Annotated in this window: 10 protein-coding genes; 2 read left to right on the plus strand and 8 right to left on the minus strand. The window is 46.2% G+C overall.

Going from position 1 to position 22110, the window contains the following annotated elements:
• The coding region (locus QUB04_RS09535; RefSeq protein ID WP_333283635.1) for a bluetail domain-containing putative surface protein at window positions 1-607 on the plus strand (607 nt) is incomplete at its 5' end.
• Window positions 608-1374: 767 nt separating this feature from the next.
• Here QUB04_RS09535 and cruG read toward each other — a convergent pair.
• The gene (cruG, locus tag QUB04_RS09540; protein ID WP_333283637.1) at window positions 1375-2577 is read right to left on the minus strand and encodes a 2'-O-glycosyltransferase CruG; all 1203 of its coding nucleotides are present in this window, start codon (window positions 2575-2577) and stop codon (window positions 1375-1377) included.
• 278 nt (window positions 2578-2855) lie between these two features.
• A complete protein-coding gene (locus QUB04_RS09545; protein WP_333283639.1) occupies window positions 2856-6146 on the minus strand; it encodes a SpoIIE family protein phosphatase in 3291 nt (1096 codons plus the stop codon).
• 341 nt (window positions 6147-6487) lie between these two features.
• On the opposite strand from QUB04_RS09545, the gene QUB04_RS09550 reads away from it, so the two are divergent.
• Window positions 6488-8143 (plus strand): FAD-dependent oxidoreductase, encoded by a 1656-nt coding sequence (locus tag QUB04_RS09550; protein ID WP_333283642.1) that lies wholly within the window; start codon window positions 6488-6490, stop codon window positions 8141-8143.
• A 217-nt stretch (window positions 8144-8360) separates the two neighbouring features.
• On the opposite strand, the gene cruF is transcribed toward QUB04_RS09550, so the two are convergent.
• The 6 genes from cruF to QUB04_RS09580 all read right to left on the minus strand — a co-directional run bounded on the left by cruF (window position 8361) and on the right by QUB04_RS09580 (window position 21495).
• Window positions 8361-9302 carry a gamma-carotene 1'-hydroxylase CruF gene (cruF, locus tag QUB04_RS09555; protein WP_333283644.1) on the minus strand — a complete coding sequence of 314 codons (942 nt, stop codon included), beginning with the start codon at window positions 9300-9302 and terminating at the stop codon, window positions 8361-8363.
• A 114-nt stretch (window positions 9303-9416) separates the two neighbouring features.
• Window positions 9417-9668, minus strand: a complete 252-nt coding sequence (locus tag QUB04_RS09560; RefSeq protein WP_333283646.1) for a hypothetical protein — start codon at window positions 9666-9668, stop codon at window positions 9417-9419.
• A gap of 13 nt (window positions 9669-9681) precedes the next feature.
• Window positions 9682-12297, minus strand: coding sequence for a CHAT domain-containing protein (locus QUB04_RS09565; RefSeq protein ID WP_333283648.1), 2616 nt, complete (start codon window positions 12295-12297; stop codon window positions 9682-9684).
• Window positions 12298-12416: 119 nt separating this feature from the next.
• Window positions 12417-15332, minus strand: coding sequence for a two-partner secretion domain-containing protein (locus QUB04_RS09570; RefSeq protein ID WP_333283650.1), 2916 nt, complete (start codon window positions 15330-15332; stop codon window positions 12417-12419).
• A gap of 65 nt (window positions 15333-15397) precedes the next feature.
• Window positions 15398-18286, minus strand: coding sequence for a two-partner secretion domain-containing protein (locus QUB04_RS09575; protein ID WP_333283653.1), 2889 nt, complete (start codon window positions 18284-18286; stop codon window positions 15398-15400).
• 65 nt (window positions 18287-18351) lie between these two features.
• Complete coding sequence (locus QUB04_RS09580) at window positions 18352-21495, minus strand: S-layer family protein (RefSeq protein ID WP_333283655.1); 3144 nt, start codon at window positions 21493-21495, stop codon at window positions 18352-18354.
• Window positions 21496-22110: the final 615 nt, after the last annotated feature.

The following is a 22110-nucleotide window of genomic DNA, read 5'->3' on the forward strand; positions in this document are numbered from 1 at the left end:
TGCAGGTCGAGGAACCGACGAGGTGCGCTCAACCCTCACCTACACCTTACCTGCCGAAGTTGAAAACCTGACTTTAATAGGCACCGCACTGATTAACGGCACTGGAAATACTCTAGCCAACACTATTTTGGGCAACACCGCTAATAATACGCTCAACGGGGGGGGCGCTCAAGATATTCTAACGGGTAGTACGGGTGCAGATACTTTCCTCTTCCAGTTTGGACAATCCTCTGTATCCGCCAGCGATCGCGTTAGCGACTTTGCGATCGGCACTGATAAAATCGACTTGTTGACCCAAGCTGGAGCCGTGATGAATGCCCCTAGTAGCTTTAGCCGTGCTGCCGATAATAGCACTGCCACCACTTTACAACTTCTGGTAGATCAAGTGTTGATCGACGCTAATGGAGCATTAGCCGGAAACCAAGCTCTAGCAATTAATAGCGCTGCTTTAGTTGTGGCTACAAATGCCTCGATTGCGGGTACTTACCTTGTGATTAATGATGCTACTGCTGGTTTTCATGCGGGTAACGATTTAGTGATCAAATTAACAACTACTGGGACGTTACCTCCTGCTGGCTCTATTCCCGCTACCAATTTCTTTATATAACGATAATCTCAAGGATTGGCGCTGCATAATCGCAGGATGAGCTGTCAATCCCAATCGGAAAAAGTAGCGAAGAAACCGGGTTTTTTGAGAAAGTCCGACAGGCAATTAATTGCCTGTCGGACTTTCTCATTTCCCGTGACCAACTCAACAAACCACAACTTGAAAAATTCATCACTCACCTTGAAGTGGAACACGCAAAACAGCAGCAAGGGGTGAAGTGAGCAATCGAACAGAAACTTACGCTAAGGAATTAATTAGCCGTTTTGAATATTGCGATCGCCTCTTATAAACCTGTACCAGTTGACCCAAACTGCATAAGTGCGATCGCCTCAGAAATATTAGACCTCTTGCAAAATAATTTTGTGCTATTATGGAAAGTTTAGCCAATTTTATAATCTAGCAGGCTGGGCAAGTTTAAGGAGATGCCAATCAACCCAATAATTCAAAGTTTGACCTAAACTTGAGCAAACTTTTAAGTATAACACATATTTTTTTTGCAAGAAGTCTATTAAGGTCTCAGGGACACGCCAGCTTCACCTGACCGAAGCAGATAGACTTTTTCATGGTCTTCCACCAGACTACTCTTAACATACAAGGGACACGGCGAAAGCCTTTGTCCCTACCGCATTCGCCGGATCGCGGGGTGTATTTCATAAACCTGGAATCTGCTGTAAATTATCTTTCATTCGCAGAACCCCGCCGGAAACGGCATTGCCGTTTCCCTACAGACGATCGCCCTTAATTAATGTCTAGCAAAAATTTAACGATTATTCATAATTTCTGCCGCGCCACTGAGTAGGCTGATTCAACGCAGAAATTAGAATTCGCAAAAACGCCAGCGGATCGGCCAAAGGTGACAGCCAAAACAGCCATTTACCCGATGCCCCAGTTGTATCGTAAGAAGGAGCGATCGCAAAACACAAAGCCGATCGCACCGCAACCAAAAATACATTCAATCCCAACAGCCAAAAGTGCGGAAATACACCAACCGCCGGCAGCGAACCAAACAGCAAATAGCACAACACAATCGGCACCGGCAAACCTTGAACCGCCAGCAACAGCCACAAATCGCCCCAAATTTGAGCGCCAGAAGCAGCATCTTTCAAATCCAGCGATCGACCCCATTCATTCCAAGTCTCGATCGCCCCCTCATACATCCGCACCTTCAACACCTTAGCCCCATCCAAAAAGCCCACCTTAAAGCCCTTAGCAGCCGCATAGCGAGCCAAAGTCACATCATCGCAAAACGAACCCCTCGCGACCTCATAGCCCCCCAAAGCCACCAAAACCTCGCGCTTACACAAGAAACACTGACCGTTCGCCATCACCCGTTCCGGCACATCCCCCCCAGTCCCCGTCGGCCCGAACCGATAAACCAAAGTCATTAACAAAGCAGGTTGCAGCCACAACTCCCCCGGATACTTGAGGATAAACTGCGGCGACAGCGAAATCAAATCGTAATTTCCAGCCGCCGCCGTCTTCAGCAAACTCGCAATCAAACCCGGATGTGGCACAGTATCCGCATCTATCCCCAAAATCCACTCGCACTTCTCGGAACTTGCCAAAAAACCCGCATTCAGCGCCCACGGACGCCCTACCCAACCCGCCGGCAGCGGATCGTCGTTAATTAAGCGAAACCGGGGGTCTTTTTGTGCAGCAGCTTTGACTAAATCTCCGGTTCCGTCTACCGAATAGCTGTCAACCACAATCGCTTCTCGGAGTTCGTAACTTTGGCGGCTTAATCCTTCCAAACAAGGCGAAATTCGATCGGCTTCGTTTAAAGTCGGTACTACCGCAGTACAAGCACCTAACAAATCTAGCGTCGGCGAATCCGGTTCCAGGGGCGGGATACGCGATGGGCCTTTAATCAAACGCGACATAAGAATGGCTGCGGCGGGCAATTGCAGTAGCAAGAGTGCGACAGGGATGATACTTGTCAGCGGTTGGGAGAACAGGTGAGGGGCGATCATATCGATTTTAGATTTTGGATTTTAGATTTTAGATTTACAATACTGCGGACAGCTTTTGAATGTGGACTGAGCGCAGTCAGAAAAAAAGTGAGTGGAATCTGAAACCTAAAATACAGAAAAAAAGGCACTCTTTAGGCTTAGCTAAAAACACACACTAACTTAACAGACTGCGTGCTGAATATCATAGCAGGCAACTGTGGACTATTTGGAAGCCGATCGGAGCGTCATCAGGGACTATGATTTTAGGTGGCGCTGTCCTACTGATTTTGATAGTAATTTCAAGACTTTTGTTTGAGGACAACTAAAGTGATGTCATCATACACCTTTTGCTCCCCGATGTGGCGCTTCACGTCCGCAATCACAGTTTCCTTGATTTCAATAGTTGAATGCTGGCGGTTTTGTTTAACTATTTCTACAAGCCGCTTTAAACCGTATTCTACTTTATTGATATCAAAAGCTTCAGTAATCCCGTCAGTGTATAGTACAACAACATCATCTAAATTCAACTCGACGCTAGTTGATGATACGAAATCTGCAATATCGGCGTCCAGTCCAATCGGAAATCCTAAATCCATCGTATCAATTAACTCTACTTCGCCATTATTTCTTACCACAATCATTTCTTCGTGTTGACCGCTCAAAGTCAGGGTGCGTTCGCTATAGTCTAGCAAACAAAGAGTCATATTTTTATTACACTTCATCCGCTCCAAACTATCATAGATTGTGCGGTTGATTGTATCTAAGAATTTTACAGTATCGGTTTCATTATTTGTCATTAAAGTCCGCACTGCGGTTTGCACCATCATCATTAATACGCCGCTTTCTAATCCGTGTCCAGTTACATCACCGATGCCAATTTTAACTTTTCCGTTGCAGTTTAGTACATCGTAATAATCCCCGCCTACTTGCTCTGCTGGTTCCATAAATCCTGCAATTTCTAAACCTTCAATCGCTTGTAGTTCTGATTCTTTGGGTAAGTTCATCTGTTGTAGTCGGCGCGTAATATCTAATTCTGCGCTGATGCGGATGTTTTCTGCGCGCAGACGGGACAGGTTAATATGAGTTTGGATTCTGGCTAACAATTCATCTTTAGCAACTGGTTTACTAAGATAATCGTTAGCACCGACACTCAATCCTTCCACTAAGTCTCTGACTTGATTTTTGGCAGTTAATAGCACGATGGGAATTTCAGTCAGAGTGTAACGCTCGCGAATTTTTTTTGTGACTTCATAACCCGTCATTTTTGGCATCATCACATCTAGCAATATTAGGTCTGGAATGAAATTGTTTTCAATCATTTCTAAGGCTTCTAACCCGTTATTAGCTTGGGTTATTGTATAATTTGTTAGGGAAAGGTAGTTGACAAGTACCTGAAGATTAACTGGTTCGTCATCTACGATCAGAATTTTTATTTGAGATGCTTTTTCTTGACCGTTTACTGTTGAAGATTGAAGCTCTTTGTCAAATAGTCCATCAGCAGCTAACTGGAAACTAGCAACGGGAAAAACATCTCGCCTTTGCTCAACTTCCCCTTCAGAAACAGGGATCGTAAAGGTGAACTTTGAACCCACACCTATTGTTGATTCTACCTTGATTTCGCCGCCGTGTAATTCGACTAGCTTTTTGGTAACGGCTAAACCTAAACCTGTACCGCCGTATTCCCGTGCTGTGGAACCGTCGCCTTGCTCAAATGATTCAAAAATGCGGTCAAATTTATCTTCAGATATTCCTATTCCTGTGTCGGAAATAGTAACAGCTAAATATGAGTGCATCACATTATCTGACTCAGAAATTAAATTGTGTTCTGTTACTAATTCGGCTGATATTTCTACCTGACCTTCAGAAGTGAACTTAATTGCATTACTGACTAGGTTGTGCATAATTTGCTCGAGGCGATTTTCATCGGCCTCAGCGGGGGGTAAGTCGGAAGAAATTTTATTAATTAATTGCAAATTTTTACCGCCGATTAGAGAGTTGCTAAACATAATAACTATCTCTGCTATTTCTCGCATCCCTACTGGCTTTAATTGTAGCTCGATATTTTTATGCCGGAGCTTTGAAAAATCGAGAATGTCATTCACTAAATTGGATAATCGGTGTCCGCTTAAAGCAATCATTAACAAGTTTTTGCGCTGAATTTCTGTGGTTTCGCCAGTAGCGCCATCAATCATCGATTCCGCAATTCCAATCATGCCATTTAGGGGAGTGCGAAGTTCGTGAGAAGTATTAGCTAAAAATTCATTTTTGAGATTATCGAGCCGTTGCAAATCAGCATTTTTAGATTCTAAAGCAGCAAAGGATTCTTGTAGTTGCTGTGCCATGCTGTTAAATGATGTAGCTAACTCTCCTAGTTCATCGGATCGTTCTATTTGGACTGTCTGTTCTAATTTGCCTTGAGCGATTTCTTTGGCTGCTCTATTTAAACGTAAAAGTGGCTGAATTACGGATTTTGCAGTCAGAATGCCGACACCCGTTGCTACGATTAATGCTGCTATACACAGCAGTATAGTTGTGTGGGTATTGGTGTTGATTTGCTCCATAAAATCAGCTTCGGGAATTACTACTACAATTAACCAGTCTAAACCGCGAATGTCTTGAAACGGCTGTACTTGAATGAATTGCCGCTTACCGTCGAGCTTAAAGTCTAATTGGTGAACGCTGTTAATTTCAGTAAGATTGCCAAAGTGTTTTTTTAACTGATTTGCTGTTGCTTTAATTAAGGGATTTTGGCTTGATGCAGCATTGACACGCTCTGTCTCCTTTCCTTTGACAAGTAAAACGGGATCGAGAGTAGATGTACTAACAAGTTCTCCTGTCGGCTCTATAATAAAAGTTTGCCCCGACTTGCCAATTTTTAAACTGTTGAGAAATTTATTGACTTCAGTGAGGGTAATGTTGACAGCGAGAACTCCCACCATTTTTCCTGATTTGTCGGAGATAGGTTGAACGCCTGTAATCAAAAGAGATTTGCTGACAAAATCAGTATAAATTTTACTCCATACAGGTTTACCAGCGCCTATAGCAGCTTTGTACCAAGGTCGAACTCGCGCATCAAAACTAGGAGTAGATGTTTTGAATTCGCCAATGCGATCGCCCTGACTATTAGCAGAATAGTAATTGAGGCTATTGTTCGTCGATGCGTCAGCCAGACCGATCTGTATTGAGCCATCTGCCACCCGTTTTGAGCCAAAAAGTTCTCCTTTTGTAGTCCCAATATAGGTATGAGTTGCTGAATCAAATGATTGGATAATATTCCAGAAGTAGCGTTCGCGGCTACTCGGTTTTTGCAAGTTCAAGTTACCTAAATAAATTGCTTTGGAATTGAGCTCGTTGAGCAAATGAGGAGTTGCCATATAGCGATCTAAACGTTCTTGAATGCGAGAACTAATTTCTGACTGCAAATGTGAAGCAACCTCATTGACAGCTTGTTGCCCATTCCGAAATGATAGCCACCCTACTAACCCTACTGTCCCAAATATTTGGAGAACAAAGGGTACGACGAGAACGATGCGGAGGGGAACTTTGTCTGAAAGTTTAGAGACTGAACGTTTCAAAGATGTTAAGGACATATTATTGCTGTTGATTTTTCAATTTGTGCAATATTTTAGAGGCTGTATGTCAATTTTAGGACTTAGGCCTTGTAACGATGTAGCAAGGGTAAGGGAAACGCTTCGTTACGCTCAAAACTACAGAAAATCCTAGTAAGCGCGTAAGTCGTGAATTTTAAAATTGAATTTTTGGCAACCCTTTCATCTGACTAACCAAGGTAGCACAAAAAAACTGTTGGTTGCGTCAAATAATAATTTATTTATAAACTTTTTAGTAGATTGTGGAAGAGAAAATAGCACTCCCGCTGATATTCTGTTACCCTAGATTGAGATTATTTTACCCTATATCTCAAGGATTTCAGATGAATATAAAAATCACAAACCCTCAGTCCCCACCATTCCCATTAACGGACATCGCCATCATCGGCGGCGGTGTCTCTGGTGCTTATACTGCTTATCGTCTGATGAAGGCTAATCCTAATGAAAGTCCTGTACTTAAACGCCTTTTGGAGCTAAGCGGGAGGGAACAGATAGATGTCAGGCTCTTTGAGCTAAGCGATCGCATTGGGGGTCGGCTCTGGTCAATTAATATGCCTGGATTACCCAATATTCCGGCTGAAATGGGCGGAATGCGCTTTCTCCAGTCTCAGCAAAATGTTTATGGTTTGTGTACAAATGAACTGAACCTAGAGGTCAGCTCATTCAACTTTGCTAACAATATTCAATATCTGCGACGGCAGCGATTCAGCTTTGATGATTACCCTAATCCCCAAAAAGTACCGTATTTCCTCACGGATGAAGAGAAAGGCACCTATCCAATCGATTTAGTGACCAATGCAGTTTACAATCTCGTCCCAGAAGCTAAGGGTTTGTCCGGTACAGACCTAATCATGTTTCTCCGTAACGCTAGGGTTAAGGATGAGCCACTGTACAACCAGCCACTCTATGAAACTGGTTTTTGGAACTTGCTAGCTAGTAAGTTGAGTATAGAAGCTTACAATCTCGTGATTGCTGCCAGTGGCTATTTCTCGATATACGGAAACTGGAGTTCCTACGGCGCATTTCTAGAGTTTTTGCGGAACTATGCTGACGATAAATATTTTAAGTTAAATAAAGGCTACCAGCAGATCCCCGAAACCCTTGCGATTGAATTTATCAAGATGGGCGGTGAAGTGATAACTAACAAAAAGCTGTACAAGTTACAGGTGGAGGAATATAACGGAGAACAACTAATTGCCATGACTGTCGGCGCACCCGACAACCCGATTCGCAGCGTTCAATATGCGCGTTATGTGGTTTTGGCAATGCCGCAGCGATCGCTCGAACTACTCGATCCTGATAGCTTCATCTTCCTCAACCCACAGTTTAAGAAGGATCTGGCAACTGTCACCGCTCAGGCCTCTAGTAAACTTTTTCTCAGTTACGATCGACCTTGGTGGCAAGAACTTTCTCCGAAGATTGAGAAGGGTCGTTCTGACACTGACTTGCCGCTGCGACAGTGCTATTACGTCGGTACTGAGACAGAAGGGCAAAACAAAGGAATGTCGCTAATGATGGCTAGCTATAATGATGACCGCGCTGCCTCATTCTGGGATGGTTATTTGCAACCCGATCGCTTCGGACTGCACAATCCGCCCTATATGGGCCGTCACGGAGGTCAACTGAAACAAAGTCTGTTAGCACCTCACGATATGGTGATGGAGATCCAGCGGCAACTTAAAGAGATGCACAATTGTGAAATCCCTGACCCCTACGCAGCAATTTACCACGATTGGATGGAAGACCCGTTTGGCGGAGCCTGGTATTTTTGGAATCCTCACGTCCGCAGTTGGGAAGTTGCGCCGCGCATCCGCCAGCCTGTAGCTGGATATAATGTTTTTCTTTGTGGCGATTGCTATTCTGAAAATCAGGGCTGGGTTGAAGGGGCACTGAACACGGCTGAAATGGTTTTGGAAACTAAATTTGGCTTGCCTCGACCCGAGTGGGTTAAGGATAAAAGTTACTATTTTGGGCCTTAATTGCAATTTCATCAATTTTGCTCTATCCGTGAGGTAATTTTCTATCACAATCGGCAGCAACTTGATTAACAATTTGTTGCCCGTTACACAGATTTGGAAAACAGAAGAAATACTGTATAGCTGAAAAACCCGGTTTCTTGTAGAAACCGGGTTTTTAAACTAGCTCAAAATTTAGTGTAAATTTTTGCTAAATCAGCCGGGGTTGCTCACTAGCAACTCACTTACGCAAAACGCCCACCGGCTGAGGTGGAATTTGGGCCGTGAGAACAGATGTCTCCAAAGACGGCATTGTTTCGGTTACGTCACCTGTTGCGGGTTTAGCGATCCAGCTTAACGCGATCGCCGGAACTACACCCAGAAGCACCGCTAGCGATGTCGGGAACCAGAACCGAGAATCCAAGGAAACTACAGTGATAATTGCTCCGAAAGCAAAGTTTACCAAATAAACAATTAAGGGCAAACCCAATTCCGATCGCTCTAATTTAATCGGTGTTTTTCTCCACAAGAAAGCTGCGGAGGACATAAATAGCGCCCCCGTACCCATCCAGCCAGCCAAATTGCGGTAAGGCATCCCAAAGAAAGCCCCAAGTTCCTCAAACTCCCAAAAAGGCACAGAAGTTTGACTCATCGCCGGATCTAGTACAAAATCCCAAGCAGTTAGCAGCAAAGCACCAAGGGCGATCGCCCCTATTTGGCGCACCCAATTGAGTTCACCTTTACCGCCAGCTACTCCAGCGCGAGCAATTACATAGGAAACCAGTCCCAGATAAAACCACGAGAGGGGAATTGTAAACGGAACCAGCCCTGCAATTTTGTAGCCCAAACCGCTCAAATAGTGGTAGTGGCCGAAGGGAAAACCCGTACTCGTTCCCAACAACTCGCTACTCAAGGACAAAAACACAGAAGGCAGTAAAAAACCCAGAGTTGCACCCCAACCCAACGTCCGCAAGGAATAGAGAGCAACTGCTGCTGCACCAAAGATGATATAAACTACTCCACCCCCAGCCATCCCCCACTGGAATAGCGTTTGCCCTGCTGGTGGCAAACTCATCACCAATTCGGGGCGGGGTAAAATCAGCAGCAACCCTGCCAATCCAAAAGCCATTGACAAGACGTGGGCAATTAGGCAAAAGCGCTCAGCAATCAAAAGTTGCTTCATGGGACTCCTCGAAAAAATATTAGATGCAAAAAGCACTCTTAACAGTTTACAAACTTTAACAAAAAACCAACTGCAAATGACAGTTGTCAGTTGTCAGTTGACTGTTGACAGTTGTCAGTTGTCAGTTGACTGTTGACTGTTGTCAGTTGACTGCCAGCCCCATGCCCAATGCCCCATGCCCCATGCCCAATGCCCCATGCCCCATGCCCCATGCCCAATGCCCAATGCCCAATGCCCCATGCCCCATGCCCAATGCCCGATGCCCCATGCCCCATGCCCCATGCCCCATGCCCAATGCCCCATGCCCCATGCCCCATGCCCCATGCCCCATGCCCCATGCCCAATGCCCAATGCCCAATGCCCCATGCCCGATCTTAAATCATTGCCAATTCCCCACCAGCACGAAAGGTGCCCAGAAATACGGATTCTGATACTGTGGGTTTTTGAGCAGCGTTAATTGAGCGTTGCGGAGGGCTTCAGCTTTGCTGGTTTTAGAAGAAGCCAGTTGCTTGTAAAACTCAGTCATAAAGATAGCTGTAGATTCGTCGTTGACTTGCCAAAGGGTGGCGGCGGTGCTGCGCGCACCCGATCGAATTGCCGCCCCCGCCAAACCCAAAGCCGCCCGGTTATCGCCCGAAGCAGTTTCGCAAGCACTCAAAACCAAAAGTTCGATCGGCTGTTGTTTCTCCCCAGTGCGGGCTCGCAGCAGTCGATCGAACTCCTTAACATTCACTTTCTGATCCCAAGTCACAATAAAAGTATCCGCTGCATTTGAGCTAAACTGACCGTGAGTTGCCAAATGGACGATCGGGTAAGATACCGCTTTAATTCGATCCTGCAATCGCCCGCTGACAAAATCTTCATTCAGCAGCGAACTCGCCGGCATCTCGGCTGCAATTTGCTGAACTTCCTCCTTCACCCCCGGCAAAGCCGAGAAGCCTTGACGCGCTTCCGAGAGGCCAGCGGTGAGCACTTTTAACTTGACTTTGCTCAGCGGTTTCGGTGCCAGCAGTTGCAGTCCCGGCGCCAAAGCAATACTGTATTTTTCTACCAAAAACTTTTCACCGTCGTGCAGCACCGCCATCGGCAGATTCCGCAAGTAACCGTCGAGCACAAATACCAGGGTTTTAATCCCGGCGGCTGTCAAATCCGCCTCTGCAGGGCGGATTAACCAGTCGTAAACCTGTTCGACGGGTTGCCTCCTGTCGCGGGGGAAAGCAGCAGGCCTGATGGTATTTTTGGCTTGTCTGAAGGCAGTTTCCAACTCAGCTTGAGACTTCTTCGTAGCGTAGCGGCGCAGGGGTTTGCCGGGAATTGACAAAATTACCTCCAAACGATCGCTCAAAATAATCGGATAAATCACCGCCGCTGTCGGATCGATTTCCTCGATCGACTTTGGTTTAGCATCAGCACAAGCATCCCGGAAAAAGTTGTCCAATTCTGCCAACTGCAAAGATTCCACCGTTTGGCGCGCTAGTTTCAATTTAGTTTGACTGGGAGATTCCTCTTGCAAAAGCATCCCGACTAATTCCCGATAAACCGGTTCGGCACTTTCCCGAAACGAAAATTGCACTTCGGGATTGACTGTTACCAAATCGCCCCGCAGAGAAGACAGTACATTCACAGCTTGAGTATATTGAGCGATCGCCCCTTCTGTATTTCCCTGAGCTTTCCGAATCCGTCCCAGTTGCCAAAACAATTGGTAAGCAATATCGGGAGATTGAAACGCCGGTGCTAAACTCAAAGCCTCAGTTGTGAGATTTTCCGCTTTCTGATACTGCTGTTGGATTTCCGATAGTTTGCCTTTCGCTGCCAGAATATAAGCTTGTATGCGTTTATCGCCCAAACTGTTTGCTCGTTCGACAGAGCGATCGAGCATGGTGTCAATCTCGCTTAAACTCAAAGTTTTCGCAGGCGACTGAGCTAATTTCATCAAGCTTTGAGCTAGATTAATTTGAGCGTAAAGTCCGGCGCGGTTCGACCCAAATTGAGCGGTTTGAGGTTCGAGAGAACGCCACAAAGCCTCTGCTTCAGACCAATCTTTGCGATCGAGTAACAAACTCAATTGGTTTAACTTTGCCTGAATTTGTAGGGGCGATCGATCCGGCATCGCCTGGATCGATCGAGCATAATACTCTAGGGCAAAGCGTTCCCAATCCGCCCGCTGTTCTGGTGTCAAACCCGGTTTATTGCTTTTAGCCCGTACCGTATTGCCCAGATTGAGATAAATTGCAGCCTCCTCTGATCGGCTACCTAATTTTTGGGCTGCTTCGATGCCCGCCGAAAGCACATCCTGCGATCGTTCCAGTTGTCCCAAAACCCGCAGTACCCGCCCTAAAGCATGAGTTGCCCGGACTTGTTCGAGAGAAACTGGCTGATTTTTCAAAGTTTCCAAACCCGCTGCCGAAACTTCGCAAGTTTGGTTTTCCAACTTGAAAGAAGCTAATAGCATTTTGCAAGCTCTGGGGTAAAGTCCGAGAATTTCCCAAGCCCGACTTTGATTAATTTGAACTTGAAAAAGTTGGTTCTTTCTATCAATTTGCTCGAAAATTTTAGCAGCTTGCGTCCAAATCTCGATCGCATCTTGAGTCTGCCCGCGTTCAAGTTGCAACTGTCCTTGAATGTTGAGAGTTTCAGCCAAAATCCGCTGCTGTTCGGGAGTTTTGGCTTGTGTTCGCACTGCCGACAAACTCGAATTTACAGCTTTTTCTGCTTCTTCCCAAAGCCCCAACTGCCCATAGGTTGCAGCTAAATTGCTCAAAGCGGTGGCGCGATCGAGATTTTCGCCTTTTGCCTCAAACTGCGCCGCCGCTTGCTGCAACAAAGGTACAGCTTCCGAAAAACGTTCCTCTTGGTACAGAGTTCGAGCTTGTCGAACAAGCTGCACCGTTTGTGGTGGATTAACCTGAGCAATTCCAGGAGGAATCGCAACTGCTAGCAGACAGGAAATCACAAATAACAGAATTACTTGCCGGAGCGATCGGGTAAACTTCATATTTAGAAAATAAAATTACAACTGCAGACACACCTACTAACTAACCAAAATACATCTTATTCTTCATCTGCGTTAATCCGCGTTAATCCGCCTACATCTGCGGTAAAAAAAACCTAATTTCAACGCGGCACACAACCAGAACTCGGTCGAGGATTGCGAGAGTCAGCAGCATTACCCGGATTATATCCAACAAGCATAACTTCTCCTTTCGCATTCACCACCCAACCTTGCGCCGGAACAACTTCCCGCTCCGGGGTTTCCCCTTCTTCCTTCTTCCCTCGATCGGTTACATCGATTAAACCCTCTACATTCGTTGCCGAACTTCCTGCCTCTTCTACCCAAGGCAACGGCGATACAGGGCTGCTGAGGGTATCATTAGGACTTGGAGGCACTCCTCCTTTCCCTGTAGCTGTAAACTCGCTCTCGGCCCCTCTGATGCAGGGATTTGCAGCAATTAACGCAGCCGGATTCACCACATTTTGCGGCAGTTCCACTAAACCTTGAGCGGGGTTCACCCCAGAAGAACTAAATGTTACACTACCTTGCAAAGCCGGGCCGCTACTTTGGGAAATCGCCGCAATATCGCTGGTAGGAATTAAAGATGTAGGACTTACTTGCAACGCTGCAAATTGAGCATCTGTTAATCCCAAATTACCTCGAACCTGTTCACGAGTGACTGAGGTAAACCCAAAAACATTGGGGACATTAATATTAACGCGACCACCTTGGGCCGATCGCGCATTAGCAGTAATATCGCTATTTTCCTTGGGTAAAGCCACCAGAATATCGCTTTTAATGTTGATATTACCGCCGCCAGAACTACCTGCATCAGTTGTAATTCTGCTGCCTCGGCGTAACTGGACATCCCGTGCTTCAAGGTTAATATTTGCTCCTGCACCGGATTCAGTTCTACCGTCAATGGTGCTTTGGTTGTCAAGGGAAATTGAGTCTGCTTCCACGTTAATGTTACCAGCCCGTCCCGATCCCAAGGCTTGCAGATTGAGTGTTCCCCCATTGCGAAGAATCAATTGCCCGACATTTAGATTTAACGAACCTGCATTCGCCGTAGCATTGGGATTGATTACACCAGATGCAATCCCAACGGAAATCTGAATTTGACTGTTAAATTCACCTGAACCCCCATTACCTATCACGTTTACACGACCCCCATTAATCGTAATGCTGCCCGCATCTCCTGCGCCTAAAGATGCCGTAGAAATAATTCCCCCATCCCGTAGAGTCATTACAGGTGTAGAAATGTTCATGCTCCCTCCGGGACTGGCAGAGTAGGCATCAGCGGAGATGAAACTAGCAGTCCGACTCCCATTTGCCAACACTCCAGAAATACCCTCGACTGTTACTGACTCAGAGCTTCTAATTGTTAAATTACCTCCTCGCCCCGCAGTTGTATTCAACGGTTGGTTGCCAACAACAGATCCGCTAGATAAACTAATTCCGCCTCCTTCAGAGATAATCAACCGCTTCGTGTCGATATTAATGTCCCCGGCTCTCCCATTAGTGCTGATTGCGGTTGCGCCGATAAAGGTTGGGGTAGGATTGCCGTCGGGAGTTCGCAAAATTTCTACTGATTCGGAAGCTTGAATATTGATATTCCCCGCTGCTTCTTCACTGCGAGTAATGCTGACGATACCAGCGCCATCGCGCACTCTTAAACGTTCTCCCTCAAAGGTGAAACTTCCTCCCTTACCCGTACTCCCCGCAATTGTGCCGCTGTTGATCCCAGAACCGGCCATATCGAAAACCCTGGCACGGAAGGTCATATTTCCGGCGTTGCCAGCACCTAACGTGGCGCTACCCAATACGCTTCCATTGTCTATCAGCAGTCGTCCTGTATCGATCGTGATGTTTCCGGCGTTTCCTGTGCCGTTGGTGCTAGTTACCAAAATAATTTGCGGGTCAAAAGGATTTATCGAGCCAGATATTGTAAACTTACTAAGAAAGTTTTGAAAGCTCTCAACTCCAATTCCACTCAGTTCTACTGAGTCGGTAGCGCGGATATTGACAGCGCCCGCTACACCATTTTCTAATGCCAGCGTGGAGATTTGCGATCCACCTTCGGCCCGAAAATTTTGAGCGTTAATGTCGATACCCCTACCATCGATATTTCCCAAAGTCAGTGCATAAATTCGCCCACCGTTAAGGCTGACATTTCCACCTCTAATATCTACTTTGCCACCACCGAGTCCACTGGTGTTGAGCGCTGAGCCGTTGGTTATTTCAATATTACCAAAGTTGGAAATCTTGTCATAGTTTAAACTTAATCCCAATGGCGTTGCCCCAAATCCAACCATCCCCGGACTAGCGACGCTACCCAGCAAAATTTGTCCGGTTGATGCAGTGAGTGTTCCCTGATTTAATTCAATATCTCCTCCCACTAGGGCGAGAGTTTGTCCGGGATCAACTGCTAAGCCAATGTTATTAAAAATCGGCGGGAACCCTGGAGGTAACTCTGGTAAACTCAAGGCTGGTGCTGCTGAAGAGTTAATGATTTTTCCCGGATTTTCTCGAAAGTTTAAACCGATAGGTATATTGACATTTAACAGCGGGATTGATTGGGGATTGCTGCTGCTGAATTGATAGCCATTATCGAAAACTACGCTATCTGCTGAACTTGCTAAAAATGAACCGCGCAAATCTAACCGCGCATTGGGGCCGAAGACAATTCCTTTGGAATTGAGTAAGAATAAGTTGGCATTCCCTTGCACTCCCAACACACCTAAAATATTAGAAGGGTTTCCACCCGTAACGCGGGTAAAAATATTCGCAATCCCGTTAGGATTGGCAAAATATGCTCCTCGGCCTTCACCCACGTTAAATTGTTGTAAACTGTGAAATAAATTTACTCCGCGAGTTGCACCGCCAGTGATTCTATCTGAGGGTAAGTTGTTGATAGTATCGGGAACTGTGCGCGAACTTTCTGCACCCAGGGTATTATCGGGGATGATTTGGGCGATCGCAGGGAAAGGACACAGCAGTAAGAATGCAAAAAATAGGGCGCAAGATTGGCGGGGCATCTTTTAAGTCCGGTTAATTTAGTATTAGGAAAATACCGAAGGGTTAGCTAAAAACTGAACATTACCTATTGAGGTACGCACACACCCGTCGGTTTCGGACTGCGAATAGATGCACCATTACTTAAATTATACGCTACCAGCGTTACTTTTCCTTGCTCATCTATTACCCAACCTTGAGCGGGAATAATTTCTTTTTGCTGAATTTCTAGGGATGTTCTTTCGCCTTCTACTTGCTGAGTTCCACCTACCGCTGGCTCCACCCACGGAAACGGTTCTCCTGCGCTGCTGAGGGCATCATTAGGACTGGATGGCACTCCTCCTTTCCCAGTGACGGTAAATGCGCTCTCGGCCCCTCGGATGCAGGGATTTGCCACAATTAACGCAGCCGGATTGACCACATTTTGTGGCAGTTCCACTAAACCTTGAGCGGGATTCACTCCAACAGAACTAAATGTTACCGCCCCTTGCAAAGCCGCACCACTTTGGGAAATCGCGGCGATATCGCTGCTAGGAATTAGAGAAGTAGGATTTACTTGTAAGGCCGCAAATTCAGCATCAGTCAGTCCTAAACTACTCCTGGCTTGTTCGCGGTTAAGGCTTGTAAAGCCAAAAATATTTGGTACATTGACCGTAACTTGACCACCTCTAGCTGTGCGAGCGTTAGCTGTAATATCGCTATTTTCTCTTGGTATAGCTACCAAAATATCGCTATTGATTTTGATATTTCCACCGTCAGAAATACCTGCATCCGTTGTAATTCTGCTACCGCGCCGCAACTGTACATCTTGCGCCCTGATATTAATATTTCCACCCCCGCCAGAGTCAGTTGTACCGTCAATACTAGCTTTATTATCCAAGGCAATTGAGTTAGCTATAACATTAATATTTCCAGCCATTCCCGTTCCCAAAGCCTGAACATTCACCGTTGCCCCATCTCTGATAATCAATTGATTAACATTCAAATTTAACGAACCGGCATTCGCCGTAGCATTAGGATTGACAAAGATAGATGTACTGCCAGCCGAAGCTTCAATTCTACTCCTGAAGCGACCGTTATTCCCAAGTCCTTGTACTTCTAAGCGTTCGGCATCAATTGTAATATTTCCCGCATCTGCTGCACCCAAAGAAGCAGCCGTAATTATTCCCCCATCCCGCAAAGTCAGTTTTGGTGTCGAGAGGTGGATATCTCCACCTGGAGCAGAGCTAAAAGTTTGAGTGGAAAAACCACTAGGTGCGAAACCCGCAGTGCCCAAAACTCCAGAAACGCCAATCGCTTCTATTGACTCTGAAGCTCTCACAGTTAAATTTCCTCCTGGGCCTCCACTCGTAGAGCGCACGGATTCGCCAATATTCGCACCCGTGGATAAAGCAATTCCGGCTCCATTAGAAACAGTCAATCGTTTAGTTTCAATCGTAATATCTCCGGCTTTCCCATTCCCATTGGCAGTGGTAGTGCCAATTATAGTTTGCGTTGTAGTTCCAGGGATTCCTCCCGACAATTCTACAGATTCATTCGTTTTAATGACGATATTCCCTGATGCTCTATTACTACGGCTGAGGCTGAGGAGATAGCTACCATCGCGCATGATTAACCGCTGTGCTTCAACATTGATGTTTCCGCCTTGACCGGTACTTACCTTTGTTGTTTCGTTGTTTAACAAGGAACTGACAAACTCCACCGTGTTGGCGCGGATATTCAGATTTCCGCCATTTCCTGCACCCAGGGTGGCGGTACCGCCAACCACTCCATCGCGCAGCAGTAGCCGTCCAGTGTGAATGTTAATGTCTCCGGCGGCTCCCCTGCCAACGGTACCAGAGTTCATAACAATTTGCGGGTCAAAAGGGTTGACTGTTCCTGAAGTCAAATATTGGTTGTAAAGCTTCTGATAGCCCTGAATTCCCAGCCCACTCATTTGTAATGAGTCAGTAGCGTGGAGGTTGATATCGCTCCCCTTCCCATCTCCCACTGTCGGGGTGAAAATTTGTGACCCTCTATCTACTCCCAAATTTTGAGCATTGATGTCAATGCCTCTACCATCAATATTTCCCAGTGTTAGGCTATAAATTCCCGAACTACTAACGGTGACGTTTGAACCTCGGATGTCAATTTTTCCACCTCCTAATCCGCTGGTATTTATCAATGCACCGTTGATTTCGATATTGCCAAAGTTCTGAATATTTCCGTAGTTTAAATTCAGACCTAAAGCTGTTGGTTCAAATTGTACTAAACCTGGACTTTGGACACTTCCCAGCAATATTTGTCCGGTATAAGCTGTTAAATTTCCTCCTTGTAGTTGAATGTCACCGCCAATTAATGCTAAAGTTTGACCGGGGTCTACTGCTAAACCAAGTTTGTTAGAAACAGGAATTTCTACGGGCAATGGCGGTAAGGTTGGTGTGGGGCCGATTGCTTGCGAAGAGTTAACAATTGCACCGGGATTTTCTCTAAATCTTAAACCCACAGGAATATTAATCGCTAACAATGGCACTGCATTAGAATTAGCTGCACTAAATTCAAAGCCATTATCAAAGAGAACGCCGCTACCAGTTGATCCAATAAATGAGCCGCGCAAATCTAACCGAGCATTGGGGCCAAAGACAATCCCTTTAGGGTTAATTAAAAACAGGTTACTATTTCCCAAAACTCCCAGAGTTCCTAAAATATTAGAAGGGTTGCCACCCGTAACGCGGGTAAAAATATTCGCAATCCCGTTAGGATTGGCAAAATATGCTCCCCGCCCTTCAGGGATGTTGAATTCACGCAAGCTGTGAAAGAGGTTAACGCCGCGAGTTGCGCCGCCTTCTATTCTGTCCGATGGTAAGTTATTAATCGTGTCGGGAACTGTGCGCGAACTTTCTGCACCCAAGCTATTATCGGGGATGATTTGAGCGCTCACAGGGAAAGGACACAACAGTAAAAATACAACAAATAGGGCGGAAGATTGACCGGGCATCTTTTAAGTCTGGTTAATTTACTTTTAGGAAAATAGCAAGGGGTTAGCTAAAAGCTGAAGATTACCTATTGAGGTACGCAAACACCTGTTGATTTCGGATTGCGAAGAGATGCACCATTACTTAAATTATAGGCTAGCAGCGTTACTTGTCCTCGATCGTCCATTACCCAACCTTGAGCGGGAATAATTTCTGTTGGCCGAACTTCTATGGATGTTCTTTGACCTTCTACTTGCTGACTTCCACCTACCGCTGGTTCCACCCACGGAAACGGTTCTCCTGCGCTGCTGAGAACTTCATTAGGACTCGGTGGCAATCCCCCCCGCCCCGTCACAGTAAACTCGTTCTCGGCCCCCTGGATGCAGGGATGTGCAGCAATTAACGCAGCCGGATTGACCACATTTTGCGGCAGTTCCACTAAACCTTGAACGGGATTCACTCCAACAGAACTAAATGTTACCGCCCCTTGCAAAGCCGCGCCGCCACTTTGGGAAATCGCGGCGATGTCGCTGCTAGGAATTAGAGAAGTAGGACTTACTTGCAACGCTGCAAATTCGCCGTCACTGAGCCCCAACCTGCTTCTGACTTGTTCGCGACTCGTTGCTGTAAAACCAAACACATTGGGGACATTGATATTCACGCGGCCGCCACCTGCTGTGCGGGCGTTGGCTGTAATGTCGCTGTTTTCTTGCGGGAGGGCGACAAGAATGTCGCTGTTGATGTTGATATTGCCGCCGTCAGAACTGCCTGCATCGGTGGTAATTTGGCTGTTGCGGCGCAACTGGATGTCTCGCGCTTGCAGGTTAATATTTGCCCCAGTACCGGATACAGTCGTGCCGTCAATCCTCGCTTTGTTGTCAAGAGCGATCGAATTTGCGACAACATTGATATTACCAGCGCGTCCGGTTCCCGTAGCCTGCACCGTCACTGTAGCTCCATCTCTGACAATTAGTCGATCGGCATTCAGATTCAACGAACCCGCATTTGCCGTAGCATTGGGATTAGTACCGAATGTCTTGCCCACCGAAGCATCAATTGTACTGACAAACAGACCATTATTTCCGCTGCCACTGACTGAAATGCGATCGGCATTAACAGTAATATTCCCCACATCTCCAGAGCCCAAAGAACTCGTAGAAACTATCCCCCCATCCCGCACAGTCAGGCTTGGCGTATCAATCCGAATATCCCCGCCCCGACTCGAACTCAAAGTTCCAGAAGTCAGCGCGCTAGCATTCTGAATTCCGCTGGTCAAAACTTGGGAAATACCAGAAATTTCTACTGATTCACTAGCCCTAACAGTTAAATTTCCCGCAGGCCCGCCCTCCTGAGAAAACAAAAACCTGCCCACTAAAACACCCGTTCCTAAAGTAAAAGCAGAACCTCCAGAAAGAGTCAAGCGCTTCGTATCAACGTTAATATTCCCCGCCCTTCCGTTAGAACCGATACTCAGCGTGCTGATTCCAGTTGACACAACAGTTCTCGGGCCGGTGTTAGACAATTCTACCGATTCAGCAGCTTTAATGTTGATATTCCCCGACGGGCCGCTGCTGTAGCTTGTGGTACCCAGAAGAGAACCGTCGCGCATAATTAATCGATTGACATCAATAGTAATACTTCCTCCGGCACCGGTACTTTCTTTCGCTGTCCCGTTGTTGATTCCAGAACCCACCATCTCAAAAGTATTGGCGCGAATGATTAAGTTTCCTCCCCTTCCAGCACCAAAAGTTATCCCGCTACCTACTACCCCATTGTTGAGGAGTAGGCGGTTGGTGTCGATCGTAATATCGCCCCCCGAACCAACACCAGCACTAGCATTAAACAGCATAATTAGCTGATCGAAGGGGTCTGCGGTTCCCGATACCAGATACTTAATTACAACTTGTTGATAGCCATCAACTCCCAGCCCGCTCATTTCTACTGAATCTGCCACGCGCAAGTTGATATTACCTCCTGCACCATCTCCGAGAGTCAGGGTAGAAAATTGCGTTCCGTTTTGCACTCGCAAATTTTGGGCGTTGATATCGATACCTCTACCGTCAATATTCGAGAGTGTCAGCGCATAAATTCGCGCACCGCTGATGGCGACATTTCCACCTTTTAACTCTACTCTGCCGCCCCCAATTCCGCTGGTGTTAATAAGTGTTCCATCAGATATTTGAATATTGCCGAAGTTCTGAATATTGTCATAATTAACAGTTAAATTACCCTGCGGAGTAACAGGAGAAGTCAGTGCAAAATTAACTAAACCGGGACTAGCGACGCTACCGAGTAAAATTTGTCCGCCGCTGGCCGTTAAATTGCCGCCTTGCAATTCGATGTCGCCGCCAATCAGTGCTAAAGTTTGACCTGGTTCTACTGCTAAACCAACTCGATCGCTAATCGGAATTGGCACAGCAGATGCTGGCAGGTTTACCTTTCCTAAAGCCGTCGATTGGTTGACAATTGCACCGGGATTGTCTCTAAATCTTAAACCAACGGGAATATTAACGGTTAACAGCGGGGATGTTTGCGGGTTGGTGCTGCTGAATTCAAAGCCGTTATTAAACACAATACTGTCAGCCGTTGAACCGATAAACGAACCGCGCAAATCTAACCGCGCATTCGGCCCGAAGACAATCCCTTTTGGGTTAATTAAAAATAAGTTGCCGTTGCCTAAAACTCCCAGAGTTCCTAAAATATTTGAGGAGTTTGGGCCCGTAACGCGGGTGAATATGTTGGTAATTCCGCTGGGATTTTCAAAATAAGCTCCCCGCCCTTCACGGATGTTAAATTCGCGCAAGCTGTGAAAGAGGTTAACGCCACGAGTTGCACCGCCAGTGATTATATCTGAGGGTAAGTTGTTGATAGTATCGGGAACTGTGCGCGAACTTTCCGGGCCCAAAGTGCCGTCGGGGGTGATTTGGGCGATCGCACTTCCGGGAAAAAGGCACAAATAACAACTCAAAAGTAAAAGGTAAATCGCTCTTGAAATATAGCGATTTTTAGTTGAGGTAAGTAGAGAGATATGGTAGGAAGACGGCCCGGCTAAGCCGTGAAGACTTAAGACAAAAATCCCTAATAAATGTCGCTTGTAGTCGAGTCTATTTTCCCCTAATTCATTTAGGGGAATTAGGGGCAGGGCGGTTTCATTCTTGGTAGGGGCCGTGCCCCCGTGCCGGCCCTTTTGGGCTGAAACCCCCATTCGATGGTTGGTGGCGGGGGTAGGCACGGGGGCACTACCCCTACAAAAACCTCGTTTTTGGTGAGAATGAAACAGCCCTGGAATTAGGGGGGCGTTGAGAAGATTTATTGTCTCCCCTTTATTAAAGGATCGACACTTATATAAAAACAAGAGATACGGTAGGTTGGGTCTTAAATTTTCACGTCTTGGCACAGTCTTGTCGCTACTGTATTTCAGATAGTTGAAAACTGCTGTATAGTATTGGTCTCGGTCTTTTAGTCCGTTAATTTTGGGTAATTGCCAGAAGTAGAGATATGGGAAAACCATAATTAATCTTTTGTTAGCTGACAAAGGCGAGAAATTTTAAAGCATTGGCTATTTTCTGGTCATCGGCATTGGTGACAACTTAAGCCTCTAGCCCGCCAGGGAATGAATTCCACGGGGCTTTTAGCTGAAGTCCTCGCTAGGAGGACTCTGAAGAAGATTTTTACACTAATTAGCCCTCATAGCGAGGACTTTAGCTTTGAGGCAGGGGTTGAAACCCCTGCCCGACTGAAAGTTTGACGTGTTTGTTGTAACTGAGATGTTGCACCATTGTCAATAAGGCTTTTATGAACGGGCAAGATGCCCGTTCCACAAGAAAAAATCTACTCTTTGTGGAAC

Origin of the sequence: Microcoleus sp. D2_18a_B4 (assembly GCF_036702475.1) — a bacterium.
Classification (GTDB): domain Bacteria; phylum Cyanobacteriota; class Cyanobacteriia; order Cyanobacteriales; family Microcoleaceae; genus Microcoleus.